Origin of the sequence: Algibacter sp. TI.3.09, assembly GCF_038154905.1 — a bacterium.
Classification (GTDB): Bacteria; Bacteroidota; Bacteroidia; order Flavobacteriales; family Flavobacteriaceae; genus Algibacter.
Window position 1 is genome coordinate 71282 of the sequence record NZ_JBAKAN010000003.1, and the last position, 17804, is coordinate 89085.

At 34.0% G+C, this 17804-nt stretch carries 16 protein-coding genes; 11 read left to right on the plus strand and 5 right to left on the minus strand.

What is annotated here, in order from left to right:
- Nucleotides 1-4: 4 nt before the first annotated feature.
- The gene (locus V6246_RS12175; RefSeq protein WP_159019559.1) at nucleotides 5-451 is read right to left on the minus strand and encodes a MarR family winged helix-turn-helix transcriptional regulator; all 447 of its coding nucleotides are present in this window, start codon (nucleotides 449-451) and stop codon (nucleotides 5-7) included.
- 101 nt (nucleotides 452-552) lie between these two features.
- A complete protein-coding gene (locus V6246_RS12180; protein WP_341560760.1) occupies nucleotides 553-2322 on the minus strand; it encodes an AMP-dependent synthetase/ligase in 1770 nt (589 codons plus the stop codon).
- A gap of 301 nt (nucleotides 2323-2623) precedes the next feature.
- Here V6246_RS12180 and V6246_RS12185 point away from each other — a divergent pair, with 301 nt between their 5' ends.
- On the plus strand, nucleotides 2624-3187 hold the full coding sequence (locus tag V6246_RS12185; protein WP_341560761.1) for a hypothetical protein: 564 nt from the start codon (nucleotides 2624-2626) through the stop codon (nucleotides 3185-3187).
- Nucleotides 3178-3627, plus strand: coding sequence for a hypothetical protein (locus V6246_RS12190; protein WP_341560762.1), 450 nt, complete (start codon nucleotides 3178-3180; stop codon nucleotides 3625-3627). Before V6246_RS12185 ends, V6246_RS12190 begins: the two co-directional genes overlap by 10 nt.
- A 67-nt stretch (nucleotides 3628-3694) precedes the next feature.
- Here the strand turns inward: V6246_RS12190 and purL are convergent, their stop codons facing one another.
- From purL to V6246_RS12205, 3 genes are all read right to left on the minus strand, one after another.
- Nucleotides 3695-7369, minus strand: a complete 3675-nt coding sequence (purL, locus tag V6246_RS12195) for a phosphoribosylformylglycinamidine synthase (RefSeq protein ID WP_341560763.1) — start codon at nucleotides 7367-7369, stop codon at nucleotides 3695-3697.
- Nucleotides 7370-7526: 157 nt separating this feature from the next.
- On the minus strand, nucleotides 7527-9386 hold the full coding sequence (locus V6246_RS12200) for an endonuclease (protein WP_341560764.1): 1860 nt from the start codon (nucleotides 9384-9386) through the stop codon (nucleotides 7527-7529).
- Between the two features lie 234 nt (nucleotides 9387-9620).
- Nucleotides 9621-10838, minus strand: coding sequence for an RsmB/NOP family class I SAM-dependent RNA methyltransferase (locus V6246_RS12205; protein WP_159019565.1), 1218 nt, complete (start codon nucleotides 10836-10838; stop codon nucleotides 9621-9623).
- 145 nt (nucleotides 10839-10983) lie between these two features.
- Between V6246_RS12205 and V6246_RS12210 the strand changes: the two genes are divergently transcribed.
- The 9 genes from V6246_RS12210 (at nucleotide 10984) to V6246_RS12250 (ending at nucleotide 17800) form a co-directional block, all read left to right on the plus strand.
- Entirely contained in the window at nucleotides 10984-11565 is a 582-nt protein-coding gene (locus tag V6246_RS12210; protein WP_042505851.1) for an RNA polymerase sigma factor, read from the plus strand.
- Between the two features lie 67 nt (nucleotides 11566-11632).
- Nucleotides 11633-11953, plus strand: a complete 321-nt coding sequence (locus tag V6246_RS12215) for a hypothetical protein (protein WP_341560765.1) — start codon at nucleotides 11633-11635, stop codon at nucleotides 11951-11953.
- A 6-nt stretch (nucleotides 11954-11959) separates the two neighbouring features.
- The gene (locus V6246_RS12220) at nucleotides 11960-12499 is read left to right on the plus strand and encodes a Spy/CpxP family protein refolding chaperone (RefSeq protein ID WP_341560766.1); all 540 of its coding nucleotides are present in this window, start codon (nucleotides 11960-11962) and stop codon (nucleotides 12497-12499) included.
- Nucleotides 12500-12621: 122 nt separating this feature from the next.
- The gene (locus tag V6246_RS12225) at nucleotides 12622-13107 is read left to right on the plus strand and encodes an EF-hand domain-containing protein (RefSeq protein ID WP_341560767.1); all 486 of its coding nucleotides are present in this window, start codon (nucleotides 12622-12624) and stop codon (nucleotides 13105-13107) included.
- A 195-nt stretch (nucleotides 13108-13302) separates the two neighbouring features.
- On the plus strand, nucleotides 13303-14052 hold the full coding sequence (locus tag V6246_RS12230) for a polyphosphate polymerase domain-containing protein (RefSeq protein ID WP_341560768.1): 750 nt from the start codon (nucleotides 13303-13305) through the stop codon (nucleotides 14050-14052).
- Nucleotides 14053-14054: 2 nt separating this feature from the next.
- Complete coding sequence (locus V6246_RS12235) at nucleotides 14055-14657, plus strand: DUF4956 domain-containing protein (RefSeq protein ID WP_341560769.1); 603 nt, start codon at nucleotides 14055-14057, stop codon at nucleotides 14655-14657.
- Nucleotide 14658: 1 nt separating this feature from the next.
- Nucleotides 14659-15405 (plus strand): DUF2490 domain-containing protein, encoded by a 747-nt coding sequence (locus tag V6246_RS12240; RefSeq protein WP_341560770.1) that lies wholly within the window; start codon nucleotides 14659-14661, stop codon nucleotides 15403-15405.
- A gap of 18 nt (nucleotides 15406-15423) precedes the next feature.
- Nucleotides 15424-16839 carry a CotH kinase family protein gene (locus V6246_RS12245; protein ID WP_341560771.1) on the plus strand — a complete coding sequence of 472 codons (1416 nt, stop codon included), beginning with the start codon at nucleotides 15424-15426 and terminating at the stop codon, nucleotides 16837-16839.
- A gap of 160 nt (nucleotides 16840-16999) precedes the next feature.
- Nucleotides 17000-17800, plus strand: a complete 801-nt coding sequence (locus V6246_RS12250) for a YHYH protein (RefSeq protein ID WP_341560772.1) — start codon at nucleotides 17000-17002, stop codon at nucleotides 17798-17800.
- The last annotated feature ends 4 nt before the right edge of the window (nucleotides 17801-17804 follow it).

A 17804-nucleotide genomic window follows, 5' to 3' on the forward strand; every position in this document is an offset into this window, starting at 1 on the left:
TTAACTAGTTGTCGTTTGGTGTATATATTTTTTTATTTGAAACCATCTCTAGAATCACATCGGCTACTTCATTAAAGTGCTTTAGTTTTTCATCGGAGATGTTATGTTTAATTTTCTCATTAAAAGTTAAAACTCGATCTTTAGAGTAGGTGCGTTTTTGAATTCCGAAAGGTGTTAGCTTGATAATTACACCGCGACCATCTTCTGGGTTTGGGTGTCTATCAATTAAACCTTTTTTCTCCATAGCTTTTAAAATTCGAGAAAGACTCGTTGCTTCCATACCCATTTTGGGGCCTAAAGCAGTCGATGGTGTTCCTTTTTCTGGATCTATGCTTAATAAGGTAAACCCCGTTGCCATAGTACTATCAAATTTTAATGCTTCTTCGTTATACATTTTTTGAACGGCTAGCCATGTTGTTCTTAAAATATAATCGATGGTTCTATCTTTCATGTTGAGAGGTTGTTGTTCCCAAATATACTAAAATTTATTATGCATGCATAATAAATTATTAATAATTTTAGTTAATCTTTTACTAATAAGAGAAGATTTGACTAACCTCTGTAGATTTTCTCGATAAGAGAAAGGTACTTTTGTTTTATAACTTTACGCTTCATTTTCATGGTTGGCGTTAGGTGTCCGGCATCTATAGACCAAACGTCTGGAGTGATTTCGAATTTTTTAATTTGTTCCCATTTACCGAAGTTGGCATTGGCAAAATTAATTTCTTCTTGAATTCTTTCTAGTAATTGAGTATTCAAGATGATGTCTTCATTAGTTGTAAATGGAATGTTATGGCGTTTAGCCCATTCTTTTACAAAATCATAATTTACCTGTATTAAAGCTGCTGGCATTTTCTCGCCTTCACCAATAACCATAATTTGTTCTATAAATCGAGATTGTTTAAATTGGTTTTCAAGTAGGGTAGGTGCTACATATTTTCCTCCCGATGTTTTAAACATTTCTTTCTTTCTGTCAGTGATTTTAAGAAAACCATCAGCATCTATTTCTCCAATATCTCCAGTGTGGAAATAATTATCCTTAATAGCTTCAGCTGTTTTGGCTTCATCTTTAAAATACCCCATCATAACGTTCGGGCCTTTTACAAGTATTTCACCATCTTCGGCTATTTTAACCTCAACATCATCAATTATTCTACCTGTGGTTCCTACTCTAAAACCTCCGTTTCGCGTATCATTAACTGATACAACAGGTGAAGTTTCTGTTAATCCATAACCTTCCATTATAGGTAAGCCAGCTGCAGCAAATACTCTGGTAAGTCTTGGTTGCAGTGCGGCACTACCAGAAACCATAAGGTCTAGATTTCCGCCAAGTCCTTCTTGCCATTTGCTAAAAATAAGTTTTCTAGCTATTTTAAGTTGTAACTCGTACCACCAACCGTTTTGTCCGTAAGGTTCATATCTTAGTCCAAGATTAACAGCCCAAAAGAAAAGCGATTTTTTAATTCCTGTTAAATCACTGCCTTTAGCTATAATTTTGTCGTATACTTTTTCGTAAAGACGCGGCACAGCAGTCATTACGTTTGGTTTAATTTCTTTGAGGTTATCGCTCATTTTTTCGATAGACTCTGCAAAGTAAATTTCGGCACCACAATATTGGTATAAATAAAGAATCATGCGTTCAAAAACATGACAAACAGGTAAAAAACTAAGTGTTTTAGCAACACCATATTCAAAAGGAACACGGTTTTGACTATTTAAAACATTTGAAACAAGGTTGTTATGAGATAACATAACGCCTTTAGGTCTTCCTGTAGTTCCCGAAGTATAAATTAATGTTGCTAAATCTGTAGACTTTACATCGTTTTTTCTAGTCTCAACTTCAGGTTGAATACTGGTATCTTCACCTAAGTTAAGTACTTCCTTCCAGCTAGATTCATTTTGAATATCATCAAAGGTATACACGTGTTTAAGTTTTGTGTTTCCTTTTATTGAATTTAGCTTTGTCAGAATTTCTTCATCTGAAACAAAACAATATGTAGATTCCGAATGATTTAGGATATATTCATAATCTTCGGCACAAATTGTAGGGTAAATTGGTACGTTTTGCGCACCTATTTGTAGAACTCCAATATCTAATATATTCCACTCTGTTCTGTTTGTAGAAGATATAACCGCAATTTTATCGTTAGGCTTTATGCCTAATTTTAATAAACCACGACTTATGGCATTGGCTTGATCTACATATTCTTGCGAAGAAATAGATTGCCACTTTCCATTATATTTTGTGTTAAAAGCCTTATCTAAATTATATGTTTCTAATTGATAATAAGGAAAGTCAAAAAGTCTGGTGATTTTGGTCATGGGCTATAAGTATTCTAGGGTGCAAAATAGGAAATAAAATAAGATTATCAAATAATGTACCAAAAAAGTATTGTATTCGTATAAAACTTTGTTGATTTCTGTCGATTTTGTATTCTCTATGTGTTTAGTTTTAGAAGTGGGTTAATTGCTTAGCAGTTATTAATATACAATAATATGGTTAAATATAAGCTTGTTTTAACTTGCTTTTAATATGTCTTGTTTTTTGTTGAAATACTTAAGTGATTATTGATAAGATTTCGTTGATATTCTGTACTTTTGAAGCTCTTATTAAACAATTTGTATGTTTAAAAAACATGTAAAAAAACTTTCTTTTTTTTCAATAATTTTATGTCATTTAGGGTTTTTAGCTGCTATTTTATTCGAGAATCAGAATAATATTTTTGTTTCAGCCTTTATTATTCTATCCTTAATATTACTTTTTGTTACCTATAAAAAAACACCTTTAAACTCGGTAGATCACAGTTTTGAACATGTGTTAACTATTGCTTTTGTTTTTTTTGGAGCGATAATAACTTATGCTTTATCTAATTCTTTTGGGGTAAGTCGTGTTTTATCTGCTAGTTTAGTTGGTTTAATAGCTAGTTTTATTCCTGATTTATTTAAAAGAAGCATTTTTGCTCAAGGGATACCAACTGCAGTGTATTGCGGTGCTTTTGTTGGAATGACAAATATAAGTGTGTCTACCGATTATATCATTATAACCATAGCGAGCGCTACTGCGGGTTTACTTTTGGTTGGCACCAAGGATACTTTTCATGGGGTTGGTGGTAAATTGGGTACTTTGGCCTTTGCTGGTGTTGTGTTTGCTTTTTTAATTACATCTGTTATTTCTCAATGGGTATAGAACAATATATATTATTTTTAGTTGGTGGGCTTTCTGCAATGTTTACGTTCTTTTTGCATGTAGATTTAAACCAAGGGCCAGTTAGAGCATCTTCTTTAGTAGGTGTTTTGGTTGGCGTGTTTGTTTTAGTTTGTCCTGATTTGTTGTCACCGTATTTAACTAAAAACTTACCATTAGTTTGTTTTGGAGCATCTTTTATAGGTATGGTGTCGTCTAAAGTATTATCAAACTATTTTTTAATTGGGTTCTCAGGAATAGTGTTCACCATTATTTTTTTTAATACCAGTAGTTTTTTTAATGGTTTTGGAGGCGGTTTAGGGTCGGCTGCCTGTATTGCGCTTTTGGTTGGGTTAAGTTTTCCTCTTATAAGAAAACAAAGAAAATTACAAAAGAGAGGTTTGCAAATAAAGCGACACAGAAAATCTAAAGGAAATAATTGAAATTAACGCATAAAAAAAGCGATTTAAGAACTTAATCTTAAACCGCTTTTATAATTTATATACTAGTTTACTTTTTTTCGATCCATAATCTAGCATTCACAAAAGCTTCTAGCCAAGGAGAAACTTCGTCCGTTCTTCCTTCTGGGTAATTTGCCCAGTTCCATTGGAACGTAGAACGCTCAATATGTGGCATAGTTACTAAGTGACGTCCTGTTTTATCAGAAAGCATTGCTGTGTTATAATCCGATCCGTTTGGATTATTCGGGTACCCTTCGTAACCGTATTTAGCAACAATATTATAGTTATCTTCGGAAAGTGGTAAGCTAAATTTACCTTCACCATGAGAAATCCAAACCCCTAATTCTGTTCCTGCTAAAGTTGAAAGCATTACAGAGTTATTATCTTGAATTTTTACAGATGTAAAAGAACTTTCGTGTTTGTGAGAATCATTATGAATCATTTTTCCGTGTACTTCATGTTCCGGATTAATTTCTTCTAATTCCATAAATAATTGACATCCATTACAAATACCAACCGATAATGTATCTTCTCTTTTGAAGAAATCTTGAATTACTTTATTTGCTTTCTCGTTGTATTTAATTGCGCCTGCCCATCCTTTTGCAGAACCAAGTACATCAGAATTACTAAAACCACCAACAGCACCTAAAAACTGAATATCTTCTAAAGTTTCACGACCAGAGATTAAATCTGTCATGTGTACATCCTTAACATCGAAACCAGCTAAATACATAGCGTTAGCCATTTCACGCTCAGAGTTTGATCCTTTTTCACGAAGAATAGCTGCTTTTGGGCGTTTGCCAGTAAAAGCTTCTAGTTTTCCTGTGAAATTTTTTGGGAACGTATATTGAAGAGGTTGATTTTTATAATTATTGAAACGGGCTTCAGCTAAATTATTTGCCGTTTGCTTTTGGTCTAATAAATAAGACGTTTTATACCAAACATCTCTAGTTTCTGCAACATCGAAAGAGAAACTCTCGTCGTTGTTTTTGATGTTTAATTGTCCTGTATTGTTTACAGAACCAATATTAATAGCGTTTATTTTATTTTCGGATAAGATGGTTTCTGCAGAAGCATCTGCTTGAAAAATAATTCCTGAGTTTTCAGCAAAAAGTACTTTTATAGCATCTTCTTCACCTAATTTAGAAAGGTCTAAATCGGCACCTAAATTAATATCAGCAAAGCAAAGTTCTAATAAAGTAGTAATTAAACCACCAGAAGCCACATCGTGACCAGCTGCAATTTTATCTTCTGTTATTAAACTTTGAATGGTATTAAAAACCGCTTTTACATAAGCTGGATCTTTTACATTTGGCGTTTCATTTCCAATAGCATTTAAGACTTGGTTGAAAGAACTTCCTCCTAATTTAAAATCGTCTTGAGAAATATTGATATAGTAAATGTTACCACCGTTTTGTTTTAAAACAGGTTCAACAACTTTAGTAATATCATTACAGTTAGCACCCGCAGAAATAATAACCGTTCCTGGAGAAATAACATCTCCATCAGGATATTTTTGTTTCATAGAAAGTGAATCTTTCCCAGTTGGTACATTGATGCCTAAATCTATAGAGAATTCTGAAATGGCTTTTACAGCTTCGTATAAACGTGCATCTTCACCTTCATTTTTACAAGGCCACATCCAGTTTGCTGAAAGCGAAACCGCATTTAAACCATCTTTTAAAGGCGCCCAAACTAAGTTTGTAAGTGCTTCTGTTATCGAGTTTCTGCTTCCTGCAACAGGGTTAATTAAACCAGAAATAGGCGAGTGGCCAATAGAGGTTGCAACACCTTCTTTACCTTTAAAATCTAGTGCCATAACACCAACATTGTTTAAAGGAATTTGTAAAGGACCAACACATTGTTGTTTGGCTACTTTACCACCAACACAACGGTCTACTTTGTTTGTTAACCAATCTTTACAACCTACAGCTTCAAGTTGTAAAACTTGCTCTAAGTATATTTTTAAGTTTTTGGTTTTATAACGTGGGTTTTTATAATTTCTAACAACCGTTTTATCTGTTAAAACAGTTTTTGGTGAGCTACCAAACATATCTTCTAAAGCTAAATCCATTGGTTTGTCACCTTTAGTTTTAGATTCGAAAGTAAAACGATCGTTACCAGTAACCTCTCCAACAGTATACATTGGCGAACGTTCTCGGTCTGCAATTTTTTGAAGTATTTCTGTATGCTTTTCAGAAATCACTAAGCCCATACGCTCTTGAGACTCGTTACCTATAATTTCTTTTGAAGAAAGTGTTGGGTCTCCAACAGGTAATTTATCTAAATCGATGTGTCCTCCTGTATCTTCAACTAATTCTGACAAACAGTTTAAGTGTCCACCAGCACCATGATCGTGAATAGAAACAATGAAGTTTTCATCGCTTTCTACCATACCACGAACAGCATTGGCAGCGCGTTTTTGCATTTCCGGATTAGAACGTTGTACTGCATTTAGTTCAATTCCTGAAGCTAAAGCACCAGTGTCTGCAGAAGAAACTGCAGCGCCTCCCATACCAATTCTATAATTTTCACCTCCAAGAATAACAATTTTATCGCCTTCTTTTGGAGTGTCTTTTAAGGCTTGGTCTGCTTTACCGTAACCAATACCACCAGCTTGCATAATCACTTTATCGAAACCTAATTTTCTCGGTTCAGAATCGCTAGACGATGCGTTTTCGGCATGTTCAAAAGTTAAAACAGAACCTGTAATTAAAGGTTGTCCAAATTTGTTTCCAAAATCTGAAGCGCCATTTGAAGCTTTTATTAAAATATCCATTGGAGTTTGATAAAGCCATTTTCTAGCTTTAAACTTTTGTTCCCAATGGCGATTTTCTTCTAATCTAGAATACGATGTCATGTAAACAGCCGTTCCTGCTAAAGGTAAAGACCCTTTTCCGCCAGCAAGACGGTCTCTAATTTCTCCACCAGCACCCGTTGCAGCACCATTGAAAGGCTCTACAGTGGTTGGGAAATTATGCGTTTCCGCTTTAAGCGAAATAACAGACTCGTAATTTTTTGTTTCGTAAAAATCTGGTTTGTCAGCTGTTTTAGGAGCAAATTGCTCAACAACTGGCCCTTTTACAAAAGCAACATTATCTTTATAAGCCGAAACGATATCGTTTGGATGTGTTTCTGATGTTTTTCTAATTAATTTGAAAAGTGATGTTGGCTTTTCTTCTCCATCAATTACAAAAGTTCCGTTGAAAATTTTGTGACGACAGTGCTCTGAGTTTACTTGTGAAAATCCGAAAACTTCAGAATCTGTTAGCGGACGACCAATTTTTTTAGCAACACCTTCTAAATATTCAACCTCTTCAGTACTTAAAGATAAACCTTCTTGTGCGCTGTAAGCAGCAATATCCTCAATGTTTAAAATAGGTTCTGGCTTAATATCAATAGTAAAAGTATCTTGATTTAAGCTTGCAAATTTTTCTGAAATCATAGGATCGAAATCCATGAATTCTTCTGTTGAAGCTGAAAATTCTTCAATTCTAATAATGTCTGAAATCCCCATGTTCTGAGTGATTTCAACAGCATTAGTACTCCAAGGTGTAATCATCGCAGCTCGTGGGCCAACAAAAAAAGCATCTAAAGATGCTTGTTCTATTTTAGGCTGGTCGCCAAATAACCAAGACAATTTTGTTATGGTTTCTGTAGATAATTCTTTTGTTGTTTGAACAGCAAATATCTTGCTGGTTACGTTTCCAAAGAAATGAATCATTATATGTGTGTTGTTAGTTTAAAGAAAGTGCAAATTTACTTTTTTTTAGCCGATTTTCTATTAAAAAAACACGAAGGAAAATATAGAGTTATTCACGAGGTTTTAAACAAAAAAAAGCGGCTTAAAAAAGCCGCTTTTGGTAAGAGTAGTCGTGTGCTTATTGTTTTACTATTTTTTTAGTAACGCTTCTTGCTTCCGAAGAAAGTTTTAAAATATATACACCTTGCTTTAAGTTTGCTAAATCTATGCTTTGCACAGAAGAAGAAATTATGCCTCTATTGGTTTGCTTTCCAAGAATATCGTAGATACCAAATTCTAGAGGTTCGTTGGTGTCAATATTAATGTTGCTTCCTTTTACTGGGTTTGGGTATATTTTTAGGTCTTCTAAAAATTTATCATCTGTACTTAATGAGGTGTAACAAGTCCAAGATAAATCATCTAGAGTTACACGATCTCCACCACTTGTGCTTTCTGTAATTACAATAGTTACATTGCCAGTGATATTGATATTAGAAATGGTTGTTGTTTGTGCAGAGTCTCCATAAGGTAGTGAACCAACAACGTTACCATTTACCATAACGTCTAAATTTCCAGAACCTCCGCTGTAAGCTCTTTGAGTAGTTGCTGTTAAGCTACCAATACCTCCCGAGAACATTGGAGATGTTACCTTACCCGTTTTAGTGCCTCGTACATCAAAAGTAATGGCTTTGCTTTCAGGTAAAATTACTTGATCGATTCTGGCTAAAGTCGCAGTCCATATGCCTCCATCATTACCTGTCCATGTTCTGTCAGCATATTGGCTGTCATTAGATCCTTCTGTGGAAACCAAGTTTTCGAAAGTTTCTGTAATACATGCGCTACTTACTGGTGTAGAATCTTCTAATGTTGTAGCATTTACAGGATCGCTTAAGTCCGATTTGTTATTTGCTAAATCTGCAGCAAGTACAGAAAAACTGTATGATGTTTCTGGTGTTAAACCTGTAACTGTTAAAGAGGTTCCTGATTGTGACGAAATAAAATATTTACCATCAACATATATTTGATAAGAAGTAACACCTATATCATCTGTAGAAGCATTCCAACTTAAATCTACTGTAGTGCTTGTTGTGTTAGCTACCGTTAAATTTGTTGGTACTGTTGGCGCTTCTGTATCGGTTAGTTGAGATTCTCCCCAACGGTTTCTTGCGGTTTGTCCGCCCCAAATAGCTGTTGCTAAATACGGGTTGTCAATAAACGGATTTCTGTTTCCTTGTCCGTAAGCATTATTAGCGTCTCCGTGATAGGCATTTCTTTGGTCTTCAACTATAGAAACTGGATCTTGTGCATTCCATTCCAAAAGAAGATTAATCATGTTTGGATCGATAGCATTGGTTTCTCCAATAGCTACAAACACTGGTTTGCATTGTGTACCATATCTTAAATACATGTACATAATAATTCTTGCAGCATCGCCTTTCCACTCATCTCCAGGATACCAGCTTCCAGAAATATTAGCCGCTGTAGTTGTAATTGGGTTACCATCTGCTCCAATATTGGTGATGTATTTTAAATTTCCACGGTTAGAGTTCATTCTAACATCTGAAGGTCTCAGGTTGTGAGCATCGGCATAAGGAGGTACATTTTTACCTGTACTTTCTAATTTAGGGCTGGCTAAAGAGTTTGGGAACGTGTGTTCTCTATTCCAATCGGTACCTTGATTACCACCTGTTGAAGTGTTACTGCGAGTTCGGTCTGTAACATAGTTGCCATCGGTATCGCTGTAACCGTATATTAATAATACATTATTGAGATTGTCTGGGTCTTGATCTGTTATTTTACTAGCTTCCCAAATACCTGGTGTATAGGTTAGGTATTGGGTATGTTTTGCTGCTGTTTCTGTAGCTAAATCGTTAAAAAGATCTATTCCGGTTTGCGAAAAATCGACATCTTGGTAATAGTTTTGTAGGTTTTGTGGCGGTGCTAGCTGCGCAAAACTTAAAGTTGTAACAAATAAAAAGAATAAGTAAAAGTGCTTCATAGAGGTGAATGGATTAATTAATTATAGTTTGAATTATAAAAATAAGGTAAAAACACAAGTTAAGGGTGTGTTTTAGTTTTTCACAAAGTTAAAATCTTTTTCTCGCTCTTGTGTTAAGGAATTGTCAAGTCGATGCTGTTCTATTAGTATAGTGTATTCGAGAGTTTTATAAACAAAAAAAAAGACCATCTTTTCAGATGGTCTTTTTTCGTTTATATTTTAAGTGAATAGGTGTTAGTTCACTTTACGTTCTAAAAGTGCCATGTAAAATCCGTCGAATCCAGATTTATGAGCCATTACTTTTTTATCCTTAACTAAAGAGAAATTCTCTCCCGCTTCCGATTTTAAAAAGATTGCTACTTGGTCTTGGTTTTCCGAAGGTAATACCGAGCAAGTTGCATAAACCATTTGTCCGCCAGGTTTAACCATTTTACAATACTGTTGGATGATTTCTTGTTGTGTTTTCTTGATTTTATCAATAAACTCAGGTTGAAGTTTCCATTTAGCATCAGGGTTTCTTCTTAAAACACCTAAGCCAGAACAAGGCGCATCGATTAAAACACGATCTGCTTTATCGTAAAGTTTTTTAATAACTTTAGTAGATTCTATTGTACGGTTTTCAATATTATGAGCACCGTTACGTTTTGCACGTCTTTTTAATTCGTTCAATTTATTACCATAAATATCCATGGCAATAATTTGTCCTTTGTTTTCCATTAAAGAAGCAAGGTGCAGCGTTTTTCCTCCAGCACCAGCACAAGCATCTACAACACGCATACCAGGTTCTACATTTAAAAACTCGGCAACCAATTGAGAAGAGGCATCTTGTACTTCAAAATGTCCGTTTTTAAACATTTCCGTAGAAAATACATTAGCACGCTCTTTTAATTTTAGAGCACTTGGGTGATCTGGTAAAAAATCGGTTTCAATATCTAAATCAAATAAGGCAGTTTGTAGTTCTTCCTTAGTTGTTTTTAATGTGTTAACACGTAAAATAACATCGGCTTGCACGTTTAAAGCTTCAATTTCTTTGCTCCAAAGTTCTTTACCTAATTCTTTTACTCCAATTTCGTCCATCCAATCTGGGATAGATTCTTTAAATTTTCTATTGTTAGAAAGCTCATCATAGCGCCCTTTAATACGGCGTAATGGTGTACCTTCAAAATATTTCCAGTCTGGTAATTTTACACCTTTTAAAGTTGCCCAAACAGCAAACATACGCCACAGGTTGTCACGGTCAAAAGGTTCTTTTACTTCGGCAATTTCGGCATATAGACGTTTCCATCTTACCATTTCATAAGTAGTTTCGGCAACAAAACCACGGTCTCTCGCTCCCCAACGCTTATCGCGTTTTAAAAGTTGTTGTATAACCTTATCGGCGTATTTTCCTTCGTTGAAGATTAGGGTTAAACCGTCAATAACCGCAAAGCATAAATTTCTGTGTAATCGCATTTTTTCTAGTTCTCAGTTTTCAGTTGGAAGTTTTCAAACAAAAGTTATCCATCTTTCATCCAAACTGCATTAATTATTAGAGTTTGCAAAGTTACGCTTTATTCATTAATAATTTTTCTTAATTTGCAGCGATTAATTAACGCATTTGGAAGAACAAGATTTTATAAACGATTTAAGAGCAGGTAAGCAATTTGCGTATGGAAAGTTACTAGATCTCTTTCAGCAAAAAGTGTTTGCAACTTGTATCTCGTTTGTACCCAATAAAGAAGATGCCGAAGATATTGCGCAGGATGTTTTTGTTGAGGTTTTCAATTCGATTAATAAATTTAAAGGGAATTCGAAATTATCAACTTGGATTTACCGAATTACTACCAATAAATGTTTGGAGTTTATTAGGAAGAAAAACACGAAAAAGCGTTTTGCCTTTCTGCAATCTATAATGGGAAATGAAATCCCTATGGATAAAACCAAATATTTTACAGAAATGAACCATCCGGGAGTTTTATTAGAGAATAAACAAAAGAGTGAAACGCTCTTTAAAGCTATAAACCAATTGCCCGATGCCCAGCGTGTGGTTTTTACGCTTAGTAAAATAGATGGGCTTAGTAATCAGGAGGTTTGTGATATTACAGAAAAAAGTTTGTCGTCGGTAGAGTCGTTAATGTTTAGGGCGAAAAAAAACTTGCAAGATGTTTTGGGTGATTTTTATAAAAATGACATGAAGTAAAAAAAATGAGCAACCCAACGCAAGTTTTAATAAAATATTGCATCTAAAGTTTTATAATACAAAAGATATGGATATTAATAAAGACATACAACAGAAAATAGATAGCACTTTACAAGCTGTCGATGGTATTGAAACCGTAAATGTGTCTCCTTTTTTTAAGGATAAAACCATGCAACGTTTATTTTCCGAAAAGGAAGAGGTTGTTATGAGATCGAGTTGGTTTACACCAAAATTACAATTGGCTACTTTGGCATGCGTTGTTATTTTAAACGTACTTGCATTTACGCAGTTAGATAGTTCGGGAACGTCTAGTTATGACGAGAATCTTAATGAGTTTGCGGAAACTTATGGTTTGTCGTCTAGTTCAACAACATCATTTTTAAATTAAAAATCAATGAAAAAAAATATAGTTTTATACATCCTGCTTATCTTTTTAGTGGCTGTTAATGCTTTTTTTCTCTTTAATTATTTAGGCAAGCCTATAGGGAAACAAAAGATGGAGCGCGAAGATCCTATGAGTTTTATTATAGATGAGTTGAACTTTAACGAAGAGCAACTAGAGGCTGTGCAAATTCTAAATAGAGAGCATCGTCAAAATATGATGCGAAACAATAGTGGTATCAAAAAAATGAAGGATGCTTTGTTTAGTAAATTATCTGAGACTGATTTAGATTCTAATGTTGTAGATTCTTTAGCTCGTGAAATTGCTTTAAAGGAAATGGAGTTTGATAAAATGGCATTTTATCATTTTAGAGATATTCAAGAATTATGCAATGCTGAACAAAAAGAAAAATTTAAGAGCATAATAAAACAAGCACTTCAGAAAGGACCGAATAATAGAGAAGGTGGTCCTGATCAGGAAGGTAGAGATAGAAACGGACCGCCACCACCAAGAATGGGTGGAGAGCACGAAGGGCGACCGCCAATGCATTAATATAAAATAAAAGACATTCATTTTGAGTGTCTTTTTTTTTGTGATTATATTAACAGTACTGCGCGCGAGTTTATACAAACAATATCATCTAAACTTATATAAACATTAAAATAATTTTTAAGATGAAAAATAAAACATTTAAAACAGGTGCCTTAGTTTTTGGATTGGCATTATTAGGTTCGACTCAAACATTTGCACAGTCGGAAGAAAAGGGAAATCAAAAACCGCCATCATTTAGTGAGTTGTTAAAAAAGCTAGATGCTAATGAAGATGGTAAACTATCGGAAAATGAAGTAGACGGACCTTTAAAAGAACAGTTTGCTACAATTGATGCCGATAAAAATGGTTTTATTACTGAAGCTGAAATGAAACCGAAAGCAAAAGAAGCAAAATCGGAAAAGAAGAGTAAAGGTCAAGGAAAAGGTATGCCAACTTACACGGAGTTGTTAGAACAAATGGATGCTGATAAGGATGGTAAACTTTCTAAAAGTGAAGTTAAGGGGCCATTGAAAAACGATTTCTCTAAAGTTGATACTGATAAAGATGGCTTTTTATCTGAGGCAGAATTAAAAAATGCTCCAAAGCCAGAGCGTCCACAAAGAAGGTAATTGCTTAATTATTTATAATACAAACTATAACTCTCATTGTAGTTTGTTTAAAGACTCAAAATTTAAAAATTTTGAGTCTTTTTTTTTGTTAAGATTTTTTTAACATAATACAAGCGCAAGTTTTAAAACAGATGGGCATCTAAACTTTATGTAACAATTTAATAACATTCTATTAATATTAAATAAGTTGATAATATGCCACAAAACATTCAAAAAATAATGAGTAGGTTTTCTTCTATTTCGTTAGATGAAATGAATAGTGTAGCCTTAATGAAACGTACCGATACTAAGTTTGTAATTAATAAAACCCAGTTGTTTTCTCTTTTAAATACAGTAGAACACGAGTATCGGGTTTTAGAAATTAATACAGATAGGGTAATGAGTTATTCATCGTTGTATTTCGATACCGCGGACAATAAATTTTACAACGATCACCATAACGGGAAAAATAATAGAACAAAAATTAGACAGCGCAAATATGTAGAATCTAATCTCTGCTTTCTTGAAATTAAACAAAAGAATGGTAAAGGAGAAACAAATAAAACTAGAATTCCTGTAAAAGATTTTGAATTGAATTTATCAAAATCATCAGAAGCCTTTATCGCAGAAACTACAAACGAAGACTTTAATTTAGAGCCTAGCCTCTGGAATGGTTTTAACCGAGTAACCTTAGTAAATTTAAAAAGTAAAGAGCGTGTTACTATAGATTTAAATCTTTCTTTTAAAATTAACGAAACAGAGAAAAACTACAATGATTTAGTTGTTGTGGAAGTTAAGCAAGAACGTTTCAATAGAAATTCGGCAATAGTAAAAGCCTTAAAATCTTTACGCCAGCATCCTTATAGTATAAGTAAATATTGCATTGGTATGATAAGCTTGTACAACGATGTAAAGTACAATGTGTTTAAAAAGAAATTAATAAAAATCAATAACATTACAGCATAACTATGGAGTTTTTAGAGATACCAATTTTCGATGACGATTTTTTTAAAATGGCTTTCCGTTTTACAATAAACTTAGGGTTTTTAACGCTAATTATACGTTGGTTGTATTATACATCGTCTAGACGAAAAGATTATTTGTTTACTTTTTATATGATAAGTTTTATCGTGTTTTTCTTGTGTTTTACGCTTAAAAAATTCGAGTTAGATATTGGTATGGCTCTAGGTCTCTTTGCGATTTTCGGTATTATACGGTACCGAACAGATGCTATCGATATTAAAGAAATGACCTATTTGTTTGTTGTTATTGGTGTTTCTGTAATGAACTCTTTGGCTAATAAAAAAATGAGTTATTCTGAAATTCTTTTGGCTAACACTGTGGTGGTGATTTCTATAGCGATAATAGAGAAATTTTGGCACTTAAAGCACGAAGTTACTAAAGAGGTAGTCTACGAAAATATAGAAAATATAAAACCTGAGAATTACGAGTTACTTAAGACCGATTTGGAAGATCGGACGGGTTTAACGATTAACAATGTTTCGATTGGAAATGTAGATTTTTTAAGAGATACAGCAGTGCTAACTATTTATTACTACAACAGAGAATAATATGAAGAATCAAATAAAGAGTATCAGGTCAAGGCGTTGCTTCTTATTAAATATTATATGGGTTGCTATGCTTAGTGGTTGCTTAAGTTTTGGACAGTCTGGCGATACTGATTGGGGATCTTGGAATACGATAGGATTAGAGTATAAATTAGATAAAAAATGGACGTTTAGTTTAGAAGAGCAGTTACGGTTAAAGGAGGATATATCTGTTATAGATGAATATTTTACTCAACTTAATGCTGAGTATAAGTTGTTTAAAGATTTTAAACTGGCAGGAGGTCTTAGATATATTCGTCAGAATGATAATCAAGGAAATATCCAAGGTTACGAGAATCATTTTCGTTTTAATATCGATGCCAGTTACAAGCATGGGCTAGATAATTTCAAACTCGGTTATCGTTTACGCTATCAAAATAAAAATGAATTAGGTGTGTCTTCAGAAGAAGGTGATTATGCAAATCAAAACATTCGGTTAAAAACATCTGTAGAATATAATATCAATAACTGGAAATTGGATCCTAAATTTTCAGCAGAACTATTTAATCATTTTGAAAAAGAAGATGACAATGGTTTTAGTAAATATAGGTTAACGTTTGGTACAGATTATAAAATTAAAAACTTTGGAGAGATTGGTGTTTTCTACCGTTTTGAAAAAGAATTGAATGTTGATTTACCTGATGTTACCAATATTGTTGGCTTAAAATACATGTACACAATTAAGAATAAATCAAAAAAAAAGAAAGATTAACAAACTAAAATTAAAAACATGAAATATTTAAAAACTCTATTTTTATCTACTTTTCTCGCGCTTGCTTTTTCTTGCGCTAATGATAATACTTTTAATGAATCTGCAGACGAAGAAGACGATGTTGATATTGTTGTATCTACAGATGATTCTGATTTTGAAGCGACAGATTGGACAACGGAAACACATAGTAATGATGTGGATGGTGATTTTGATGAGGTGTTCGAGGATGGCACTGTGAAACGTTTGGATATTGTAATTACAGAAGACCGTTGGGATACTATGCTTGATGATATGACTAATCTTTACGGAACCTTCGGTTCTAGGGGTGGTGGTAATTCTGGTTTTTCAGATGAGGATCCGGTTTTTGTTCCTGGTGAAGTTTTTTATCAAGATAAAGAGTGGTATCGTGTTGGTATTCGTTTTAAAGGAAATTCAAGCTTACAAAGTGCTTGGCAGGCTGGTATTTTAAAGTTATCATTCAAGCTTGACTTTGATGAATTTGAAGATGATTATCCACAAATAAAAAACCAACGCTTTTATGGCTTTAAGAAATTGAGTCTTAAAAATAATTATGATGATAGTTCTATGATGCGCGAAAAAGTGGCGACAGATGTATTTAGAAATGCAGGTTTAGTAGCATCACATACCGCGTTTTATACGGTGTATGTAGATCATGGAGATGGGCCGCAATATTTTGGGGTTTATACTTTGGTAGAAGAGGTTGATGATACGGTTATTGATACGCAATATGCTGATAACGACGGTAATTTATACAAGCCAGATGGTGATGCCGCAAGTTTTGCTAGTGGTACTTATGATGAAGATGAATATGTTAAAAAAACAAACGAAGACGAAGCTGATTTTACCGATGTTGCAAACTTGTTAGATATTATTAATGATGGTTCTAGAACTAGCGATGCAGCAGCATGGAGAGCGAGTTTAGAAACCGTTTTCGATACCGATGTGTATTTAAAATATTTAGCTGTAAACACGGTTATTCAAAACTGGGATACTTATGGTAGAATGACGCATAATTACTTTTTATACAATAACCCTGATACCGGTAAATTAAACTGGATTCCTTGGGATAATAACGAGTCGTTACAAACAGGTAAGCAAGGTGGTGCGTTGTCTTTAGATTTTTCAGGATTAAATTCATCAACATGGCCATTAATTGGTTACATCTATAGTGATGAGGTTTACAGAGCAAAATACGATGCTTATGTTCAGGAAGTTGTCGATGGGCCTTTTGAAACAAGTGCTATGCAAGCCTTGTACGATTCTTATTCATCTTTACTGGAAGAATATGCAAATGCCGAGGTTTCGGGTTATACGTTTTTAAACTCAAGTGCCGATTTTCAATCTTCTGTAAGTGGATTAAAAAGTCATGTATCTAGTAGGGCATCTGCAGTAAGTAGTTACTTAAATGATTAATATTTATAAATATTTTTAAGAAAAAACACCTCAAATACTCAATGTTTTTGGGGTGTTTCTCTTTCTTATGAAAAAAAAGTGAAAATTGGCGCAAGTTTATTTTTATAAACACATCTAAAAAAACATATCAATTATATATAACTTTAAAGAATAGATTAAAATGAAAAAGGAAATTAAAAAAATAGTGCCGTATTCGAGCTTTTTAGCTTTGATATTTATGTCGGTACTTGCGTGCAGTGGTAGTGAGGATAGCAGTTCTGAAGAAGCTGATAATGATGAAGAAGGAGAAGCAGTAACAGAATTACACGCTGCTTTTGCGGCATTTAATTCAGATGCGGTTACGGCTATTTTATCTGATGATGGTACGGAAGTTTACATTGAAACAACTGGGTATCCAGATCATACCTCAGTGTATTGGGAAACAGATAATGCGCTTTACATCGATGAGCCCGATGTTTCAAAAACAACTCAAGACACTTACATAGGTGGTGGGCAAGGTGAAGCTGCAAGTTTTACAGTGGATGCTACTCCAGATTTAACGGGAGCAACTGTTGCAACACAATTAAATACTATTGGTATAGCTGTTAGTGGAGCGTCTATATTTAATGATCAAGAAGGTGCTGGAGATTTAGATCAAGCTGCCGGAAGTTTAGATTGGGCTGGAGCTCATAAAGGTCCTGGAGTATATCACTATCACTTAGAGCCTACACCAATTACTAGCGATGATGATAGTTTAGTTGGTATATTGCTTGACGGTGTTTTTATTTATGGAAGACAATGTAATTCAACAGGAGGAACGCCTACAGATTTAGACGCTTCAGGTGGTCATACATCTGTTACGCAATATACAGATGGTGTAGAGGAGTATCATTATCATATTATTAATGAAGTGTATGCTGCAGGTAATTATGCGTATACACCAGCCTATGTTCTTTTTGCAGGACCATTTCAAGGATACTAAATTT